We start from the raw sequence: 19,536 nt of genomic DNA, 5'->3' as shown, positions 1-19,536 counted from the left end.
TAAATTAGTAGCTTATATAAATTAACAAATCTTGGAAAGAAATTTTAGAGCATATATAAAATTAAGTTTTAATAACCAAAAAGTATAATTATTTTTAAAAGTAGGATAATTTAATTTATATTTTAGGATTTAGTATATTATAAAATATTTTAATGATTAATGTTTTATCTTGAATTTAAATAACTATTAACTAAAAATATTATTTTTTAATAAATTATTAATTTATTGGTATTTATTGCTGTATGATTAATATAGAAAATTATAATAATAAAAAATACATATAAATGTATAGAATAATTATTAAATGATGAATTTAAACAATGGAATTTTATCAAATTAACAGGATAAAAGGAAAAAACTCCTAAAATATATAGAATAATTTATATAAAAATTAAAATAATTATTATATTTATTATGAAGTTAAACAAAGAATTTATCAATTAACAGGGTTTTAGGAAAAGAAGTTTTAAAATACAGCAAAGAATAAGAATAATGTACATTTTGGCAAGTATTAATCATAGTATAATTAGTTATCTGTTTTCAAGAAAAATTTCTAAAAATTCATATATGAACTTTAAAATAGGTTTTCATTAGCTAATGAAAAAAATATGTTGAAAACTACTCTAAAGCCTACAAAAAAGTGAGATTATGAAAAATTCTAAATGAATTAATTACATCATGGTGATTTTATGGCAGGAAATTTAGAAATAACAAACCAAATAAAATTTCATTTAGCTCAACTTTCTTCAAACAATGAACATCATAAATTTGAAGATATATGCAGACATCTGACAAGATCAAGAATATGTAGTAATATATTACCCGCAACAGGTCCAGTTACTAGTGGAGGAGATCAAGGAAGAGATTTTGAATCTTTTTCTACATATATTAAAGAAACCTCCTTAAAAGATTCTTCTTTCTTCAAATTAAAATCTGATAAAAAAATTGTTGGTGCTTGTACAACTCAAAAAGGAGGTATACCAACAAAAATAAAAAATGATATTAAAAAAATTGTGAGCCAAGGAGATAATGTTGAAATAGTTTACTTTTTCACAACTGAAGCTATTCCAATTTCAAAGACACATGAGCTACAAAAATTTATCAGAGAAGATTATTCTTTAGAATTAGAAGTCCTAGATATCAATGCTATTTCTGAATTATTAGCAGAGAAAGATATTTTTTGGATAGCGAATGAATTTTTAAACATTCCCTCTGAGTTGTATCCTAAAATTAATGATGATGAATATAATAATATTTTTAATAAATGGAAAGAATCTGATCCTTTCAATTATGCTGATTTTGTTGAAATAAAAAATACTCTTAGAAACTCTTATTTTAATGAAGAATATAAACAAGATATTAACTTTTGGATGGATAAAATAAAATATTTTTTTGAAAATGATTTTCCACAAAAATTGAAAAATCAAGCTATATATGAATATATCATAGCTAATTTAAGAGGTAAAGATACTTTAATGGGCTTATCTTCGTTGATAAATGAATATTTCAATGATTTGGAGGAGGTTGATAATTATAATGAACTTGAAGATAGGGTTGTTTTACTTCAATATTGTGCTGAAGCAGAACATAGAAATATAATTGAAATAGATAAAAATATTTTAAACAATTGGCATGGAAAACTCATCAGTATTGTTGAAAAAGATATTGAATCTAGTAATTTTGGAGCCAAAAGATTGTCATTGTTAGAATTACGAGGATATCAACATTTAAATCCTTTTCTAAATGATATTGATGTCACTGTTGAAATTGTTATGAAATCTTGGATTGAGTTAATAGAAAATGTTGAAAATGTTCCCCTATTCCCTATAGAGACTTTTTCAGATAGAATTAATTTTTTTGCACCAATAATTGAAAATCATTCACAATATGATTATTTAATAGAACGGACTGATATTTTAGTTGGAGAAAAAGTTGGAGGATTCCAAGTTGCAGAAAATAATAGAGATAGAGCAATGAGATTTTACGAACGTAGAAATATTGTTAAAGCAATAAATAGCCTCCATAATACAAAAATGAAATGGTTTTCTGATGAAACACTTTATGGGTCTTTGTTAACTACAAGATTAATATCTCATTGGTATGCTGAACTAGGACTTTATCATGCAGCTAAATATTACGCTATGATCACTGTATTCATTGCATTGAATTCTAATAAAGATAGTGTAAAAAAATTCATTCACAATGGTTTATTTTTACTAGCTAACCATGACTATGCTATTGGGTATTGGTATGGTTTCTTAGATGAATTTTTACTATCCATTGAATATTACAATATGTTTTCTGATGGAACAGATCAGGATAATGATTTAGTGGATAGAAGCTATTACCATCTAAGTATATTAATATGGTTTGTAAAAAACTTTAGCAATAAAGAGATAAAGGAATATGTTTCTGAAATGGAAGATAAATATCCTATTAATGAGATGACTGATTTGATTTTACAGGAAATAGAATCAAACTTTTCAGATAATTTAGATGATATTTGGCCTAATCTTGAAAAATCAATTATGGGTATGCCATTTTCAGACTGTGGAATTTCTAGAAATATTGTTTTTAAGACTTTTGGCATTAAATGGAATATCAATTGGAAAAATGATTATAATTTAAACATTTTAAGTGAACAATTTATTTCATCCTTACAAATATTTCTAATAGATATCCTAAAACAGGATTTATGTCTAATTGAAACTAATGTAGAAATTGAAATCTCATCAAATAGTCAATCAGATGAAATAATCTTTAATAGAAAACCTTCAAACAAGAATAGTCAATGGGAATTATTACTTCCTCCAACTGACAAAATAAAAATGTCTGATTTTGAAAATAAGATTTTAGAATTTTTATTGGAAATTCTCCAAGATGTCTCACTTCTAAATCAAAAAGGTCTTAATGAAATGATAAAAATTACATTTAATAAGGGTTTAGCGACTAAATTGATTTTTGGGGGATCATATTACAAAATATACAATAGTTTATTTCCTGAATCTGATTTGAATAAAGAAGTTATATTTAGCAAATTACCCTACTCTAATAAAAAATTTAACAGTTCCTTTGAGCATGAAGAATTAAAATGGCCTGATGGAATTGGACCTACATATACTAAAAAAATTTCTGAAGAAGCTATCAAAAATAGATATAATCGAGCTAAAAAAGGAATTGAATTTACAATTAAAAGACTAACAAAAAACCCTAAGTTTACAAGAAAAGTTCTTGGAGAATTAAGAAAAATGGGGTGGAAAGACTGGCATATTCTTTTAATAATTAATAATATTGCACTTAATTATCGTGCAAATGAATTGGTAAAAAAAGACCCTGCTCCTTTAGGAACAGACCCTGGTTTTTGGTATGACTTAAAATTAGAAATTGTAAGGTCTGAAAATGAAAAAGAATCATCTAAACAAATTTCTTTATCTGAATTTACTTTAGATAAATTTATTTTTCACATGAATTTTGTAATGATTACTTCATTACAAGTTTTTGATTTAGAATGTAGGCAACCAACCCCAAACATAGAAGCAATTGATAAATTTTTAAAAAATCGTTATAATTTCTGGAATGATGATATAGAACATATTCCTTTATTTTAAATCAAAGAATAAACAATAGAAAAGTTAATAAAATAAAATAGAAAAAGTATTTATTATGTCAAGTGATGAAACAAAAAAAAGTTTTTGGAACAAAGGAATAATTTGGTTAATTATCGGTTTAATATTAATATTATTACTAGGAACAATTTTAGTTGCTAATAACATGAGTTTTGCTAATGCCATTTCTATATGTGCTTCAACTGTAGCTATTTTAAGTTTATTATTTACTCAATATAAAAATAGTAATAATATAAAAAAGCAATTAGACAAAGCAGATGAAAGATTAGAAATTCAAATGAATAAAGCTAATACACGTTTAAAAAAACAATTAAATGTTCAAAAAGAAAATCTTAAAGAGCAATTAATACATGATGACAAACAAAAAGTGTTATTAAGTATATATAAAGAATTATCTAACTACCAAGACTCAAAAAAGTCTTTAAACTATAATCTTTTTAGAGGTAATATTCATAATGCTATACTAAAATTTGCATCAGATGGGGATATTATAAAAAATGAAGAACTATCAATATTCATTAATAAACTCTATATTTATATGTATTTAAAAGAAATTAGAAGGGATATATTTAGCTATTATTATATCCCAGAGGATATTAAAAAAATTATAACTGACTACCTAGAGAAAATTGAAAATGAAACATTGAAACGTTCAGGAACTAATAAAGATGATTTTATAAAAATATTATCAAGTTTTATTGAAAAATTTAAAAATGGTGAACAATTAGAGAAAATTGACATAAAATTGTATGGTTTATTAAATGATGTTTTTTATGATGATAAACTAAAAGTTAATGAGGATATAAACAACATTTACAAAAAAATAGAAAAAGAAGTTGGAATAAAAATGATTGAGTAAATGTTTATAATTGTTAACCATAATTTAACCAATATTTTCAATGATAAAATTAGTGAACTGACTTGGAGGGATTTGAACCCTTGATCTTAAGATTAGGATTATTTTTTAAACTCATTAATTATATTTATTTTTAATATACTTTTTTTATATATTATTATTTAAAATTAGGAATGTAATTTATAATTTCCGATAGCTACTTTTTAATATTCTTTTTTTCAATAAATTATTCTTATATTTCCATCATTTTAAACTAATAGTTATCTTTAAATCTAGAAGTTTAATTAACAGTTTCTACAAAAATAATCGAAGTATTCTAAAAACTAGTATTTTATTAAGTGTTTAATCTATATCTCTTCTTATTAAATTATAGTGAACGGACTTGGCGAGATTTGAACTCGCGCTCTAACGATTAGGAGTCGTTCGCCTTATCCAAACTAGGCCACAAGCCCTTATATTATGTATTATACGAAAATTAGTATTTTTAAAAATAAAAAGTAGTTAACGGGCCGGGAGGGATTTGAACCCTCGATCTACGGATTAGAAGTCCGTCGCCTTATCCAGACTGGGCCACCGGTCCATATTAATGTATATATATTTTATTTTTTTATTTACTGAAGTTTTTTTCTTCTTTTTAACCTTATTTATTTTATTTATTGAATAAATAGGTTTTAATTAAAGTTTTTTTTCTGTGGTATCATATCATTGTTGGATATACTTATGATTTACAGAATAATAAATTATTGTACTTTTTAATATATAAACATAACTCTTATATAAATATATTTCTTTTTAATATTTATTTTTAGAGCTAAGTTTTTTCTGCAGAAATAGTTGAAAAATATATTTTGAACTTTTTAATATTTAAACTTAACATTAAAATTAGAATTAATATTATCATAAAAATTATAAAAAAATATTGGTAAATAGCAAAAATAGCTATCTACATGTAAATAGGTGGTTGAGGATTTTTTGTAACTTCTTCAGCTAGTTTTTGAAGTCTTGATTCAATATCTTGAGCTTCTTTTAGAAGTGGCTCATAATCGATATCCATATCAAGTAGTTTATTAAGTCCTTGAACTGCTTCAGCAGCAGCTCGTGGATCAGGATATTGTGTTAGAGTTTCTGCAAGTATACATGTAGCAGGGATATTTTTTTGTGCAGATTGGGTTAATAAAGTTCCTGAAATTCCATTTATATTTCCCATTTGCATTATTGGAAGATCTTTTTCTTTTAGCTTGTCTAATGCCTCTGTTGAGTTAGCAACCGCACCTGCAGGATTCATTTTTTCTCTAACAAGTGCACTATTAAATGTTAGTAATTCTTTGCTGTTATTTTTATCCATCCAGTCAACGATCACATTTGTCATATCAAAAACAACTTCTTGTGGAACTATAAAATCTGATAAAAATAGTACTAATCCTTCTCCTTCATATATTCTAAAAGGATGTAATGCTATACCTTTGTATAATACTGCCAATGGAGGAAAATGTTTTGATTCAATATAACCAATTTCTCTCATTTTTAGGTTATCTACTAATAACCACCCTATTATGTTCCCAATAAGCCCTGCATTTGGGGAACCTTCAAGTACAATTGCATCTTCTATATCTTCTGAAACTATTTTACAACAATCAGTTTTAGTTTCCACTATCATTTGATTCAACCCTATTTTTAAATTTTAATTAGCAACCAGCTCCACCAAGATTTTCACCAGTTTCGCTATTTATATGGATTTCTCCAACAATGACTTCGTTTATAAGTATAGGAACAATATAAACTAATAAGTTATTGTCCGTTTCTTTTAATCTTGGTGTTCCAGCTATTGCTTCTTTTTCTTCAATATATTTTGAAGCAATTAATTGTGCTTCTTCTTCATTTATCATATAATTCCGCCTCTCATGATTATGAATATTTTTAGTTATACTCTATTTGTGTGTCCGTTTGGTTCTACACCAATACCGTCTACTACATTACCATTTTTATCATAGACTTTAACAACCCACATTTGCATAGAACTATCCCATTGTGCATCTCCTGCATATGCTCCTGGTTCTTTAATTACACCTTGAGCTATTTGTTTAGCTTGGGATGCACTCATACCTCCATGGGATGAATCGCCACCGCTTCCAGAATTTCCATTTGTAGATCCTCCACTATTTGATGATGATCCACTTGAGCTACCACTATTACTAGCTCCATTATTATCATCATCATCATTTGTTCCATTTACATCTCCAACTCCAGAAGAACCAGCATCACTAGAACTACTATCTGGAGTATAACCTGGAAGACTAAATATGCTATTATCTGGATTGGTTACACTATAAGCTGTTACTCCAGCAGCTATACATAAAACTATTATAACTGAAATAATTATGTTTGAACTTTTCATTTAATTACCTCTTAGGTTTGGTATTATTATGCTTTTTACAAGTTATTTAATAAGATCTTCTTTTTTTTGTTTATTTTTTATTTTTTTATTCTTATTTAATCTAACTTAACATAATTATACATGATAATATATATTCTAATTACTTAATATATCTTTCTATTGTTCTATTTTATTACTTAAATAATTATTTTTTCTTTTTTAATAGTGTTTTATTTCTTTTTTATCATTGTTTTATTGTTTAAAGTTTATTTTATAGAGTTTTAACTTTATTTTAGATAATTTTTAGATAATTATTATTTAATGGATAACTTATTGTTTAATATAAACTTGTATATTTTAATTATAAATAATATTTTCAATTATATAGTTTAAATTATAATATTATTAATTATATCTAATTTAAATTATAATATATTAGATTGTATAGTTTAAAATCATAAAATTCTTAATTATATCTGGTTTAAATTTTAATAATTTATATTATGAATTTCGTGAATAAAAACAATATTGATTAATCTTTTAATTTGAGTTTATATTTTAATTTGAATTTATAGTTTTTATTGATTATTAATTAATTTTTAATTAATTTTTTTGTATTGCCTAAATTTCATTCATTTGCTTGTTTTTTAGTTATTTTTTCTTATTTTTTCTTTTAATTAACTATTTGATTTTTATTCTTTGATTAATACTTAGCTTAAAATTTTTATTAAAAAACTGTTTTTTAACCAAGCCTAAACTTCACTTTATAATATATAAATGTTTCCTTTTTTTTCAAATGGAAACTTTATTAATAAAGAGTTATGTAAAATATATTTGTTAGTTTCTAATTTTTTATAAATAAAGAGGTGACACATTTGAGCGAAAAAATAGTTATATCTCCTACATCTCGTCAGGAAGGACATGCTGAGCTTGTCATGGAAGTCGATGATGAAGGGATAGTTACCAAAGGAAGATACTTTAGTATCACTCCTGTTAGAGGCTTAGAGAAACTCGTAGCTGGTAAAGCACCTGAGACTGCACCAGTTATGTGTCAGAGGATTTGTGGTGTTTGCCCAATACCTCATACTTTAGCTTCCGTAGAGGCAATGGATGACTCATTAAATATTGAAGTCCCAAAAGCCGGTCAATTGTTGAGAGAATTAACCTTAGCTGCACACACAGTTAACAGTCATGCTATACATCACTTTTTAATAGCTACCGACGTTGTGCCAGAAAACTTATTTGCTGATGCTGTTAACAGTGTTTCTACAATAAGAAAAAATGCACAATATGTTGTAGATATGGTTGCTGGTGAAGGTATCCACCCATCTGATATTAGAATTGGTGGTATGGCTAGTAATATTACTGAATTAGCTAGGAAAAAATTATATTCAAGATTAAAAGCACTAGTTCCTGTTGTTGATGCTCATGTAGAGTTAATCACTGGTTTAGTTGCTGATAAAGAATTCCCAGCAGGATTAGGTGTACATAATCAACCTGTTTTTGCAAGTGATAAAATCTATGGTAAAAGAGAATACTTTGATTTAGATAGATTTACTGAAATAATGCCTGAAAGTTGGTATGATGACCCTGAAATAGCTAAAAGAGCTTGTTCAACCATTCCTTTATATGATGGTGTTAACGTAGAAACTGGTCCAAGAGCAAGAGCTGTTAAGTTTGGAGGCTTTAATGAAAGAGGAGTTGTAGCTCAGCATGTTGCTAGAGCTGTTGAAATGAAATCTCATCTTTCTAGAGCAATTGCTATCTTAGATGAATTAGATACTTCAGCAAATACTTTAGCTGACTTTGATCCTAGAGGAACAAATAAGCTTGGTATTGGAGCAATTGAAGGACCAAGAGGTTTAGATGTTCACATGGCACAAGTTGCCGATGGTAAAACTCAATTCTATAGTGCATTAGTACCTACTACTTGGAATATTCCAACTATGGGTCCTGCTACTGAAGGGTTCCATCATGAATGGGGACCTCATGTTATACGAGCTTATGACCCTTGTTTATCCTGTGCTACTCATGTAATGGTAGTTGATGATGAAGACAAGAGTGTCGTTAAAAACGAAATGGTAAAAATCTAATTAATATATGATTTTAGTAAAGTTAATTATTTAATTTTACAATACAATCATTATTATTAATGGATTATTGAAGGGAAAAACATGCCATATGATGCAGAAATATTAGTTGTTGGATGCGGAAACATACTCTTTAAGGATGATGGTTTCGGTCCAGAAGTTATTAATGCTTTAGAAGACTATTTTAAAGATAAAGAAATGCCAAATGACACCATGTTTATTGATGCAGGAACTGGTGCAACACACTTTATATTTACTTTGCCACATGAAAGTTGGAAAAAGTTAATAGTAGTTGATGTTGTGGAGTTCGATGCAGAACCGGGAACTCTAAAAATTTTTAGTCCCTATGATATGCCAAGAGGAGCATATGAAAATGTTCATTCTTGGCCAGTTGAAGAACCTCTTCATGACTTAGCTAAAGACATTGAAGTAGTTATTGTAGGGTGTAAACCTAAGGAAATTTCTGCACCAAATGTGGAAATGGGCTTATCAGAGCCTGTTAAAAATGCAATCCCTGAAGCCATTGAGATGATTTTAAAAGAAATAGGGGTTTAGCAAATGCTTGCAAGAATTAAAAGATTTTTAGGACTTGGAGGTAAGCCAGAAAAACAAGCTAACCCAATTAAGCCAAAAGATGATGAATCTTCACAACAGGAGGTTGAAAAAGTGGCTGATAAACCAAGAATAGGATATATTCACTTAAGTGGGTGTTCTGGTGATGGTATGGCATTAACAGAAAATTATGACATACTCGCCGACCTACTTACTGATATGGTAGATATTGTATATGGACAAACCTTAGTAGATGTGTGGTATGAAGATGGTAATAACCAAAATAACCCACAAATGATTGATGACATGCCAGAAATGGACTTAGCATTAGTAGAAGGATCTGTCTGTTTACAAGATGAACATAGTATGCATGAACTTAAAAAATTAAGAGAAAAATCTAAATTAGTATGTGCTTTTGGGTCTTGTGCTATGAACGGATGTTTCACACGATTCTCTCGTGGTGGACAACAAGCACAGCCAAAACATGAAGCATTTTTACCAATTGGAGATATAGTACAAGTTGATTGTGCAATTCCAGGTTGTCCTGTTTCTCCAGAGATTGTAGCTAAAACTGTAGTTGCGCTTATTAATGGAGACATGGATTATTTACAACCTATGTTAGATATTGCAGGTTGTACATATAACTGTGGTTGTGACTTACAAAAAAATATTGTTAATAAGTCCCTTTGTACTGGATGTGGAACTTGTGCAATGGCTTGTCAAACAAGAGCTATTGATATGAGAGAAGGTAGACCAGAAGTCAATATAGACAGATGTATTAAATGTGGTATATGCTACACTCACTGTCCAAGAAGCTGGTTCCCTGCAGAACAGATCAATAAGGATTTAGGACTATAGGAGGGTTTAAAAATGGTATTAGGTACTTATAAAGAAGCTGTATCTGCAAGAGCTACTGATAAACAAATCCAAAAAGTCTCACAAGATGGTGGAATAGTAACTGCATTATTATCTTATGCATTAGATGAAGGTATTATTGAAGGAGCTGTAGTAGCAGGACCTAGTGAAGAATTATGGAAACCAGAACCATTAGTTGCTATGACTTCTGATGAAATTCTTTCTGCAGCAGGAACAAAATACACTTTTTCCCCTAATGTATGGGCATTGAAAAAAGCTGTTAGACAATATGGGCTTGAAAAAGTCGGTACTGTTGCAATTCCATGTCAATTACAAGGTATTAGAAAAACACAATCTTATCCATTTGGAACAAGATTCTTAGCTGATAAATTATCTTTAATTGTTGGTATTTTCTGTATGGAAAATTTCCCATTTGCTTCACTTGAAACTTTCATCAGTGAAAAGATGAAATCTTCACCTGAAGTAACTGAAAAAATGGATATTGGAAAAGGTAAATTCTGGATTAATGCTTTAGGAGAAGATATTGGTCTTCCATTAAAAGAAACTCATGGATATGAACAAGCAGGATGTAATATATGTCCTGATTATACTGCTGAGTTAGCAGATGTATCTACAGGTTCTGTTGGTTCTCCAGATGGTTGGTCTACTGTTCTTAAAAGAACTGAAGCTGGTATATCCATTTTCGATCAGGCTGTTGAAGTTGGTATTATCGAAACTAAATCCATGGATGATGTAAAACCAGGTTTACCATTACTTGAAAAACTAGCACAAGGTAAAAAAGACAATGCTAAGAAAGAAAGTGATAGTAGAAGAGAATTGGGACTCCCTGTTCCATTCTAATTCTATTTTCATTTTTTATTTTTATTTTTAAATTTTTCAATATATAATCCTTTTAATATATAATAAATAATATTAAATAATACTATTTTTAAATATCATACAGTTTCATTATATCATAATACTGTTATATATAATATTATTTGTATATCATACTATTTTTGCATATTATACTATTTTTAAATATCATTAATACTTTTATATATTATAATATTATTACATATCATAATATTTTTGACAAAATTGTTATTAACAAAATTATTATAATTACCATTGATTAATAATACAATAAAAATAATATAATAATAATTATAATAATTATAATACTTCTAATACTTTTAATAATTTTAATATTAAAAATAGTCTTATTATTAAAAATAAAAGCATTATTGATCTAAATATTATTATTTAAATAATTTTAACAATTATAAAAATTTTCTATTTTTATAAAATTAAGAAATCTTTGATTTTTTAATTATTAGATTAAAAATGTTATTAATTTTATATATCTTAAAAACTTTATATATCTTAAAAATATAATGCCTATCTTAAAAATATAAAGATTATTAAAAATATAAAAAAGATATTAGCTGAATTCTTATTCAAATTTACATATACTGATTATTTGGTTGTTATAGTACAACTGTCTCCTTCAACAATAACAGTATGTTCACTTTGAGAAACCCAACAATTAGTTTTTTCTTTTAGTGCAGGATATGGATATATTGCCATTGCTTGTGAAAGTTGCCTCATGGAACTATTTAATCGATTTGGATTGAATTTTTTTGTTAACCATCTAATAGAAAATGGCAGTGTATTATAGTTTGTTTTTATTTCACTTAGAACTTTTGTAGTATGTGCCATCCTGAAAGGTTTATCCTTTAAAAATCTAAATATATATGTATTGGGAGTATCGGTTACCCAACCAACCCCATCTGTTGCAAATGGTTCTATAGCTATTACATCTCCTTCTTTTAATTTTGTTGTGCTTTTATCATCAACACTAGGAATTGATAAACCAGAATGTAAATTCCATTGTTCTAAACTATGTCCTGTTAAATTAGATATTGGATTAAATCCATAACTATTTATAGCTTCTTGAACAGCTTTGCCTATCTTACCAATTTCAACACCTGGTTTCACTGTATTAATAGCTGCTTCAAGCCCAGCATCTGAACTTTCAATCATTTCTTTATTTTTATTTATAATATCATCATCATATTTTTCTTCTAAACCTTTTCCAGGAACCATTACTGTTATTGCAGAATCAGCTATATAACCATCAATATGTGCTCCTAAATCTAATTTTACTAAATCTCCAGTAGTTATTTTTGTCTTATCATTAAATGGGGCGGTATAATGAGCGGTCATTTCATTTACAGAAACATTACAGGGGAATGCTATTCCTGCTCCTGCTTTTTCAATTTCATTTTCTACAAATTCTACTAAGTCTAATATTAGTAACTCATCTTTTATAATCTTAATTGCATCTTTTCTGACTTGTGAAACGATTTTTCCAGCTTTTTCATATGATTCTATCATGTTTTCATCTTATTTTTTTATATACTAATAAACTTATTGATTTTGAATGTTCTATTACTATTTAAACTAATTTTTAATAGAACTAAATTGTAACAATATTAAATTATATTACAATAGGAAATATAAGGTACTTAATAAGGTACTAAATATAATTTATTATAATATAATGTATTATGATATGAAATATAATTATAATTTTACTAAATGTAGTAATTATATTTTGCTAATCTGAAGTATATTTAATTATTTATTCTAAAATTCTTACAAAATTTTTATATAGTTTTATTAACAAATATTAGTAATAATAGTCTTTCATATAGATATATAATATATATTAAAATTTTTAAATTAAAATTTTAAAATGAGGTAAAATTATGGCAAATTTGGTATTATCTGGTGTAAATACAATATCAGTTAATCAGATATTCATTGTTGTTATTGCCATCATTGCTTTAATAGCTATTATAATAATAGTTATGCAGTGGAGACGAGTTAGAGAATCTCAAAATAATGTTCGAATAATGGAAACCGAGATTGAGCTTAAAAAAATAAGCATGGTCGAGAAAGATTTGGAATCAAAGCGTTTAATGGAGAATCCAATTCAGTTACCTAAAGAACAACAAGAGAATCTTTCTACTATTCGTAAATCTACATCTGATATAATGGGCGATGTTGGATATTTGCACAGTGAAATTAATGAAAGGTTAGCTAGATTAGAAGCTCAAACAGAGCAAAAAAAGCTTGAAAAGATGCTTAAAGAAATTGAAATTAAGGAAAAACAACTCCTTAAAAAAGGTAAACTCTAATGGGGTGTTATTATGGATGCTTTAGAAGCTTTAGCTGTTTTAATACTTGCAGGTGCAATAATAGTTTTATTATATTATTATTTACAAAATAATACAGAAGCTATGAGTAAAGTTAGAGAATATATTCCTTCCAATGTCCAACAGAATAATGAGGAAGAACAAGTTCCAACTGGAGGTTTAAACATGACTCAAAATGCAAATTCAGATTCAAATACTTCTATGGGAGAAAAATTAAAAGTTAAATTTAAAGACATTGATATGCCTAATTTTAGTACTGATTCATTTTCAAAGAAAATAGATTCATTTTTAGATGAAAAAAGTGATGAATTAATTAAAGATTGGTCTTTAGCTACTAAAGAAGATACTGAGGCTCTTGAAAAAAGATATGAATCAGTTTCTAGAAATGTTGATGAATTAACTAAAAGATTTAATGAATATAGGGAATATACTAATGAAAGATTAGATTCTATCAATGAAAGGTTAAGTAAACTTGAAGAAGAGTAAATAATACAAAAAATAATTTTTTATATCTTATTTTTTATATTTTTTACTTCTATTTTTTTATTTATTTTTATAAAAAGCTTTATATACTATAAAAACATATAGTTTGATGATGACTATTTTTAAGTAGATCTCAAGACTTTTAAAAGTATTTTTTAAAAATTCAAATTTATTAGTTTAGATTTTCTTCTAAAAATAATTTGTTTTTTGTAAACTATTTGTTTAAATAAATTTTCATTCATTTAGCAGGGTGGGGTAGTCTGGTGATCCCGCGGGGCTCATAACCCCGAGAGCCCTAGTTCAAATCTAGGCCCTGCTATTCTAAATTCTTGTCTTTTTTTACTATCTTCTTTTTTTACTATCTAATAAATATAATAATATTTTTAGGAATTTCACAAATTTTTCAAGAATTTGCAAATTTCATAATATTATTTAGGTTAAATATAATAATTTTAATTAAACTTATTAATAATAAAATATATATCTTTTCATGATAGCAAGCTAAAGACAGTTGCTGGTTATTTTTAACTAAGGAAACTCCATCCATCACACAGAACTATAATGTTGAAAGACATATGCTGAGAAGTATGACTCTGGAGCAGAAACGACACGTCTTTTAATGAATGAATATGATAGTTTAATCTTGATTGACATTAAAAGGAACGGTGAAACGGCCATTCTATAGGGTGCAAGGACAAGTTTGCTTTTGATCCTCTGTGGTAGGCAAGGTAGTCCGCGTAGATGAATACTGTAGAAACAGAAGGTGGGTTATTCTTAGCATGCTATCTATAATACTTATTTTCATGTTTTAACTGCTTTATTCAATATTAAGCATAATTTATGAGATATTTATATATTTATAATATTTATACTATTCTTGGCAATTTATTTTTGCCAATTTCATATTTCTTCTATTTTTTTTCTACATAAATAATTATAATAAACCTTCATAATTGTATTAAGCTATGCACTTACTATGTAAATTTTCATAGGGTTTTTTAATATAATAAATGTATTCATAGATTTTATAATTAATACTTTAATATATACATACATCTACATCTTGTATCATATACTAATCTAATAGATGACTTATAAGTGTTTATATATATAAAAAAGAAAAAAAGAAAAACAATATTAAAAATAATTTAAAAAAAGATAGCAAATAGCTATATTAGCTATTTACTTGATTTTAATAGTTCTAATAGTTCTAATAGTTCTAATAGTTCTAATAGTTCTAATATTTCTAATATTTCTAATAGTTCTAATATTTCTAATATTTCTAAAAATTTTGGAATATTTTGAATAGAATTTTATTAATTATTCTATAATCTCACCTTTTAACTATCCTTATTGTATTTTTGGTGAATGTATTCTTTGAAATAGTATTTTTAATCCCTTTAACATATATTCCGTACTTATGGTATGAAATTTTATTTTTTAAGATATTATTTTTACTTCCTAGAATACAAATTCCAATTTTTGAATTTTTATATACAGTATTTATATATACAGTAACACTTTTAGCAGTTTTAGAGAGTATAAGTCCATACTTACAATTTTTCAAGATATTATATTTTATTGTTGATTTAACACTAGAGTATATTCCTTTAATATTAGATTTTAATGTGTTTTCCCTTATTAAAGTATCTTTGCCTATATTATAAATACCATATTTTGCATTTGAATAAATCTTGTTGTTATTTATATTAAGTGACTTTGCTTTATTATAAATACCGTTTTGATAGTTCTGTATTGAAAATCCTCTGATACTTGTTCCAGTAGCATTGGTATTAACTTTTATAGCTGTTCCTTTTTTATTAATTCCTTTTAAATTAACAGTACCATTAGTTCTTAGATTTAAAGGTTTAGATATTGATAGTGTTAATCCTTTATAAGTTCCTTTTGCAAAAAGTATAATGTCTTTAGAGGCAGCTTTGTTAATTATAGATTGTATTGTACTTTTATTCATCTTATTGTTAACTTTCCATATAACTTTAGCATTCGCTACATTGATTCCTCTATTGTTTTCAGAAGATATATGATTATTATCTCCCTCAAACACAGTTTTTACAATTAATTTACCATATGAATATGAAATATAACTAAATTTAGCTATTCCATTAACATTAGTAATGCTATTGCCAACATATACATTGTTCACATAAAATTTAACAACTTTATCAGAAATAGGATTACCATCTTCATCTTTTAAAGTAGCAATCAGATTAAACAATACTCCCCTTTTACCAGTAACAGAATTTATATTTATACTAGTGTTTTTAACTACTAAAATTTCTGAAGTATATAGGGAAATTAAATTTCCTTTAGTATAATTTGCATAATATTCACCAGACAGAATATATTTGCCTAAATTATTTATGCTTAAATCATATTTTGCTAAACCTTCACTTACTACTGCATTAAATCTTTCATCACCTAATAAAAATGTGAAATTACCTCCAGAAATATTATTTCCTTTATCATCAGTAACTAAAACATATAAACTTATATTTCCTTTTATAATTTTAATAGTCTCATTCTTTAGTAAAGTTAATTTTACAGTATCAATTGATCCATTATTGTATATATAATGTCCATCAGTAGAAGCAAAACAATTAGTCATTGTATTATTTTTAAGTTTTAACAATCCATTGTTCCATATTGCTCCTCCTCTTTCTAATACACTATTATTTTCGAAATTAGAATCATTAATATTAACAATACATCTACTAGTATAAGCAGAAGGTGCGGCATTATATATAGCGCCGCCCTGAGTTGCATTATTACTAATAAAATTAGAATTAGCAATATTTAAAACGCTGCTTTCACCACCATAATTGCATATAGCACCACCTTCAGATGCATTATTACTAATAAACTCAGATGCATTAATATTTATAGTTCCCAATGTATTATATATAGTACCTCCCTTAGTTGCATTGTTACTAATAAAACTAGAATTATTTATTGTTATATTATTCCAATTTCCACTACTGTAGATAGCACTTCCGTTAGTTGCAACATTGCCTATAAATTTAGAACCAGTAATATTTATAATACCTGGTGAACCCACAATACCTTTATTACTTATACCAGCACCATAATTTTTTGCAGTATTGTTTGTGAAATTGGAGTTAATAATGTTTAACTTTCCATCATTATAGATAGCACCACCGTCAGTTGCATTGTTATTAATAAAGCTAGAGTCTTTAATACTTACAATTCCAACTGTATTAATATTTATTGCACCACCATAATTTCTTGTACTACCTGTCACAAATGTTGCAGTATTATTTATGAATTTAGAGCTAATGATAGATAAAATACCATTATTAACATAAATAGCTCCTCCAGTTTTTGCTGTGTTGTTTATGAAGTTACAATTTTCTATGTAAGCTGTTGCATTATTATATATTCCTATTGCTCCTGCTTCAGATCCTTTTCCTTCATCGACTACTTTGTTGTTTGTGAAATTACAGTTTATAATTGTTGCGTTTGCTCCGTATTCTCCGTAAAGTACATTTATTGCAGCTGCTCCAGGTGCAGTATTCCCTGAACCTAGACCTAATGCAGTATTATTATTAAAAGTACTATTGGATACAGTGACTCTTGAGTAGATAAGAACAGTACTGTATAATGCACTATTATCATCAAAAGTACATCTATCTATAATTTTATCTCCTTGGTTTCTTTTTTCGCTGTCAAAGAACATTACTGCTCCGCCGTGGCGTGCGTTGTTTCTTGTGAATGTGGAATTATATATTAGTACGTTGTTTATGTTGTTGAGTATGAGGATTGCTCCTCCTGAGCCTCCATCTCCTCCAGGTTCTTCATTTTTGCTTGCAGCAATATTACTATCGAAAATAGAATCATAAACACTTAATTCACCATGGGAAAGTATTGCTCCTCCTCCATAGCTTTGACCTGTTGCTCCTTGGATTGTAGTTACTTGGTTGTTTTTGAAGGTAGTACCTGTTATGGTTGTTGTTCCATTGTTCCAGATTGCTCCTCCTCGTTGTGTTGCATTATTATTTTCAAAGTTACAAGTATTAATGGATAGTATGTTGTTGTTCCAGATTGCTCCTCCTTGTGTTGCTGTATTGTCTGTGAAATTACAGTTTTCTATTTTAGTGTTTGATTTGGAGTTGTATATTGCTCCTCCTTGTGTTGCTGTGTTGTTTATGAAGTTACAATCTTTTATGAGTGCTGTTGCATTGTTATATATTCCTATTGCTCCTGCTTCTGAACCTAATTCTAGGTTGGTTGCTTTATTATTTGTAAAGTTACAGTTTATGATTGTTGCGTTTGCTCCGTATTCTCCGTAAAGTATATTTATTGCTGCTCCTCCAGGTGTTCTGTTCCCTGACCCTGTTCCTGTTGCTGTATTGTTATTGAATATACTATTGGATACTGTTACTTGTGAATATATTGCTAATGCTGCATATAGTGCTGTATTTTCTTCGAATGTACAGTTATCTATAGTTTTAGTTCCTTGGTTTCTTTTTTCATTGTCAAAGAACATTACTGCTCCGCCGTGGCGTGCGTTGTTTCTTGTGAATGTGGAATTATATATTAGTACGTTGTTTATGTTGTCGAGTATGAGGATTGCTCCTCCTGCTCCTCCGTCGCCTCCTGGCTCTATATTATTATTTGCAGCAATATTGTTGTCAAAAATTGAGTCATAAACTTCTAAAGCACCATGGGAAAGTATTGCTCCTCCTCCATAATCTTTATTTGTTGCTCCTTGGATTGTAGTTACTTGGTTATTTTTAAATCTTGAATTATTAATAACTAATGTCCCATTGTTCCAGATTGCTCCTCCTCTTTGTGTTGCATTATTATTTTCAAAGTTACAATTTGTTATTGTTAAAGTACCATAATTAACTATTGCTCCTCCATTTATGTTTGTACAATTTAAAATTGTTAAATTGTGTAAATAAACAATAGAGTTTGAACTTATGTTAAATAGGTATGAAATTGAACTTCCATCAATGTAAGTTTTGTCAACTCCCTTACCTATAATAGTGATACTTCCTCCTTGATTTTCATGAAACTTACTAATTTCAATTTTCGTGTTATTATCGCCTTGATAGATTCCTTCATCTAAATTAATAATGTTCTTATCGGAATCTGTTGATTGATTGATGGCCTTACCTATTGAATTGTAGGGATTATCACTTGATCCATTCCCTGATGAATCACTTCCACCAAGAGAAACATAAATATTATTTTCAGCTGCTGAAACTTCTGATGCTATAACAACACCTGAAAATAAACTTATTATAAGTAAAAAACTTATTATTACCTTATTAATTTTCAATAATTGCGCCCCCTTATTTAATATTTTTAAAATTAGCTAATCAATAATTAAAAAGAAAAATTAAAAAGAAAAAATAGTATTAAGAATATTTTGTATATTTAAAAATTTCATTTTACTGTTAAATTAAAAGCATGATTGATTAACTAGTAATAC

13 protein-coding genes, 3 tRNA genes and 1 other RNA gene are annotated in these 19,536 nt (G+C 27.3%); 10 read left to right on the top strand and 7 right to left on the bottom strand.

Annotated elements, in window-relative coordinates; translation table 11 throughout:
• The first annotated feature begins 689 nt into the window (after positions 1 to 689).
• Positions 690 to 3,608 carry a hypothetical protein gene (locus tag MBBAR_RS01090; protein WP_080459430.1) on the top strand — a complete coding sequence of 973 codons (2,919 nt, stop codon included), beginning with the start codon at positions 690 to 692 and terminating at the stop codon, positions 3,606 to 3,608.
• Positions 3,609 to 3,663: 55 nt separating this feature from the next.
• Positions 3,664 to 4,485, top strand: a complete 822-nt coding sequence (locus tag MBBAR_RS01085) for a hypothetical protein (RefSeq protein WP_080459429.1) — start codon at positions 3,664 to 3,666, stop codon at positions 4,483 to 4,485.
• 374 nt (positions 4,486 to 4,859) lie between these two features.
• Here MBBAR_RS01085 and MBBAR_RS01080 read toward each other — a convergent pair.
• The 5 genes from MBBAR_RS01080 to MBBAR_RS01060 all read right to left on the bottom strand — a co-directional run bounded on the left by MBBAR_RS01080 (position 4,860) and on the right by MBBAR_RS01060 (position 6,877).
• Positions 4,860 to 4,934: transfer RNA gene (locus MBBAR_RS01080), tRNA-Arg, on the bottom strand.
• 53 nt (positions 4,935 to 4,987) lie between these two features.
• Positions 4,988 to 5,062 (bottom strand) — tRNA-Arg (locus MBBAR_RS01075).
• 363 nt (positions 5,063 to 5,425) lie between these two features.
• Positions 5,426 to 6,139, bottom strand: a complete 714-nt coding sequence (locus MBBAR_RS01070) for a proteasome assembly chaperone family protein (RefSeq protein WP_080459428.1) — start codon at positions 6,137 to 6,139, stop codon at positions 5,426 to 5,428.
• Positions 6,140 to 6,167: 28 nt separating this feature from the next.
• Positions 6,168 to 6,368 (bottom strand): hypothetical protein, encoded by a 201-nt coding sequence (locus MBBAR_RS01065; RefSeq protein WP_080459427.1) that lies wholly within the window; start codon positions 6,366 to 6,368, stop codon positions 6,168 to 6,170.
• 35 nt (positions 6,369 to 6,403) lie between these two features.
• Positions 6,404 to 6,877, bottom strand: coding sequence for a hypothetical protein (locus MBBAR_RS01060; protein ID WP_080459426.1), 474 nt, complete (start codon positions 6,875 to 6,877; stop codon positions 6,404 to 6,406).
• Between the two features lie 854 nt (positions 6,878 to 7,731).
• Between MBBAR_RS01060 and frhA the strand changes: the two genes are divergently transcribed.
• The 4 genes from frhA (at position 7,732) to frhB (ending at position 11,214) form a co-directional block, all read left to right on the top strand.
• Positions 7,732 to 8,949: a coenzyme F420 hydrogenase subunit alpha gene (frhA, locus tag MBBAR_RS01055; protein ID WP_054835494.1), complete on the top strand. Its 1,218-nt coding sequence runs from the start codon at positions 7,732 to 7,734 to the stop codon at positions 8,947 to 8,949.
• An 81-nt stretch (positions 8,950 to 9,030) separates the two neighbouring features.
• Positions 9,031 to 9,501, top strand: a complete 471-nt coding sequence (gene frhD, locus MBBAR_RS01050; protein ID WP_080459425.1) for a coenzyme F420-reducing hydrogenase, FrhD protein — start codon at positions 9,031 to 9,033, stop codon at positions 9,499 to 9,501.
• A gap of 3 nt (positions 9,502 to 9,504) precedes the next feature.
• On the top strand, positions 9,505 to 10,356 hold the full coding sequence (gene frhG / locus MBBAR_RS01045; protein ID WP_080459424.1) for a coenzyme F420 hydrogenase subunit gamma: 852 nt from the start codon (positions 9,505 to 9,507) through the stop codon (positions 10,354 to 10,356).
• A gap of 12 nt (positions 10,357 to 10,368) precedes the next feature.
• Positions 10,369 to 11,214: a coenzyme F420 hydrogenase subunit beta gene (gene frhB, locus MBBAR_RS01040; RefSeq protein ID WP_080459423.1), complete on the top strand. Its 846-nt coding sequence runs from the start codon at positions 10,369 to 10,371 to the stop codon at positions 11,212 to 11,214.
• A 618-nt stretch (positions 11,215 to 11,832) separates the two neighbouring features.
• On the opposite strand, the gene map is transcribed toward frhB, so the two are convergent.
• Positions 11,833 to 12,753 carry a type II methionyl aminopeptidase gene (map, locus tag MBBAR_RS01035; protein WP_080459422.1) on the bottom strand — a complete coding sequence of 307 codons (921 nt, stop codon included), beginning with the start codon at positions 12,751 to 12,753 and terminating at the stop codon, positions 11,833 to 11,835.
• Between the two features lie 374 nt (positions 12,754 to 13,127).
• On the opposite strand from map, the gene MBBAR_RS01030 reads away from it, so the two are divergent.
• The 4 genes from MBBAR_RS01030 to rnpB all read left to right on the top strand — a co-directional run bounded on the left by MBBAR_RS01030 (position 13,128) and on the right by rnpB (position 14,843).
• Complete coding sequence (locus tag MBBAR_RS01030; protein ID WP_080459421.1) at positions 13,128 to 13,559, top strand: hypothetical protein; 432 nt, start codon at positions 13,128 to 13,130, stop codon at positions 13,557 to 13,559.
• Between the two features lie 12 nt (positions 13,560 to 13,571).
• Positions 13,572 to 14,063, top strand: a complete 492-nt coding sequence (locus MBBAR_RS01025; RefSeq protein WP_080459420.1) for a hypothetical protein — start codon at positions 13,572 to 13,574, stop codon at positions 14,061 to 14,063.
• 241 nt (positions 14,064 to 14,304) lie between these two features.
• Positions 14,305 to 14,379, top strand: a tRNA-Met gene (locus MBBAR_RS01020).
• A 177-nt stretch (positions 14,380 to 14,556) separates the two neighbouring features.
• Positions 14,557 to 14,843: RNase P RNA component (gene rnpB, locus MBBAR_RS01015), an RNA gene on the top strand.
• A gap of 550 nt (positions 14,844 to 15,393) precedes the next feature.
• On the opposite strand, the gene MBBAR_RS01010 is transcribed toward rnpB, so the two are convergent.
• Positions 15,394 to 19,383, bottom strand: a complete 3,990-nt coding sequence (locus MBBAR_RS01010; protein ID WP_080459419.1) for a right-handed parallel beta-helix repeat-containing protein — start codon at positions 19,381 to 19,383, stop codon at positions 15,394 to 15,396.
• Positions 19,384 to 19,536 lie beyond the last annotated feature (153 nt).

Source organism: Methanobrevibacter arboriphilus JCM 13429 = DSM 1125 (assembly GCF_002072215.1).
In the GTDB taxonomy this organism is placed as follows: domain Archaea; phylum Methanobacteriota; class Methanobacteria; order Methanobacteriales; family Methanobacteriaceae; genus Methanobinarius; species Methanobinarius arboriphilicus.
This window is presented reverse-complemented; position numbering and strand designations above follow the sequence as displayed.

Coding starts and splice junctions, on each gene's coding strand:
- MBBAR_RS01070 (WP_080459428.1), bottom strand. CDS start 6,139: ATGATAGTGGAAACTAAAACTGATTGTTGTAAAATAGTTTCAGAAGAT.
- MBBAR_RS01060 (WP_080459426.1), bottom strand. CDS start 6,877: ATGAAAAGTTCAAACATAATTATTTCAGTTATAATAGTTTTATGTATA.
- frhG (WP_080459424.1), top strand. CDS start 9,505: ATGCTTGCAAGAATTAAAAGATTTTTAGGACTTGGAGGTAAGCCAGAA.
- MBBAR_RS01025 (WP_080459420.1), top strand. CDS start 13,572: ATGGATGCTTTAGAAGCTTTAGCTGTTTTAATACTTGCAGGTGCAATA.
- MBBAR_RS01030 (WP_080459421.1), top strand. CDS start 13,128: ATGGCAAATTTGGTATTATCTGGTGTAAATACAATATCAGTTAATCAG.
- frhD (WP_080459425.1), top strand. CDS start 9,031: ATGCCATATGATGCAGAAATATTAGTTGTTGGATGCGGAAACATACTC.
- MBBAR_RS01085 (WP_080459429.1), top strand. CDS start 3,664: ATGTCAAGTGATGAAACAAAAAAAAGTTTTTGGAACAAAGGAATAATT.
- frhB (WP_080459423.1), top strand. CDS start 10,369: ATGGTATTAGGTACTTATAAAGAAGCTGTATCTGCAAGAGCTACTGAT.
- MBBAR_RS01090 (WP_080459430.1), top strand. CDS start 690: ATGGCAGGAAATTTAGAAATAACAAACCAAATAAAATTTCATTTAGCT.
- MBBAR_RS01065 (WP_080459427.1), bottom strand. CDS start 6,368: ATGATAAATGAAGAAGAAGCACAATTAATTGCTTCAAAATATATTGAA.
- map (WP_080459422.1), bottom strand. CDS start 12,753: ATGATAGAATCATATGAAAAAGCTGGAAAAATCGTTTCACAAGTCAGA.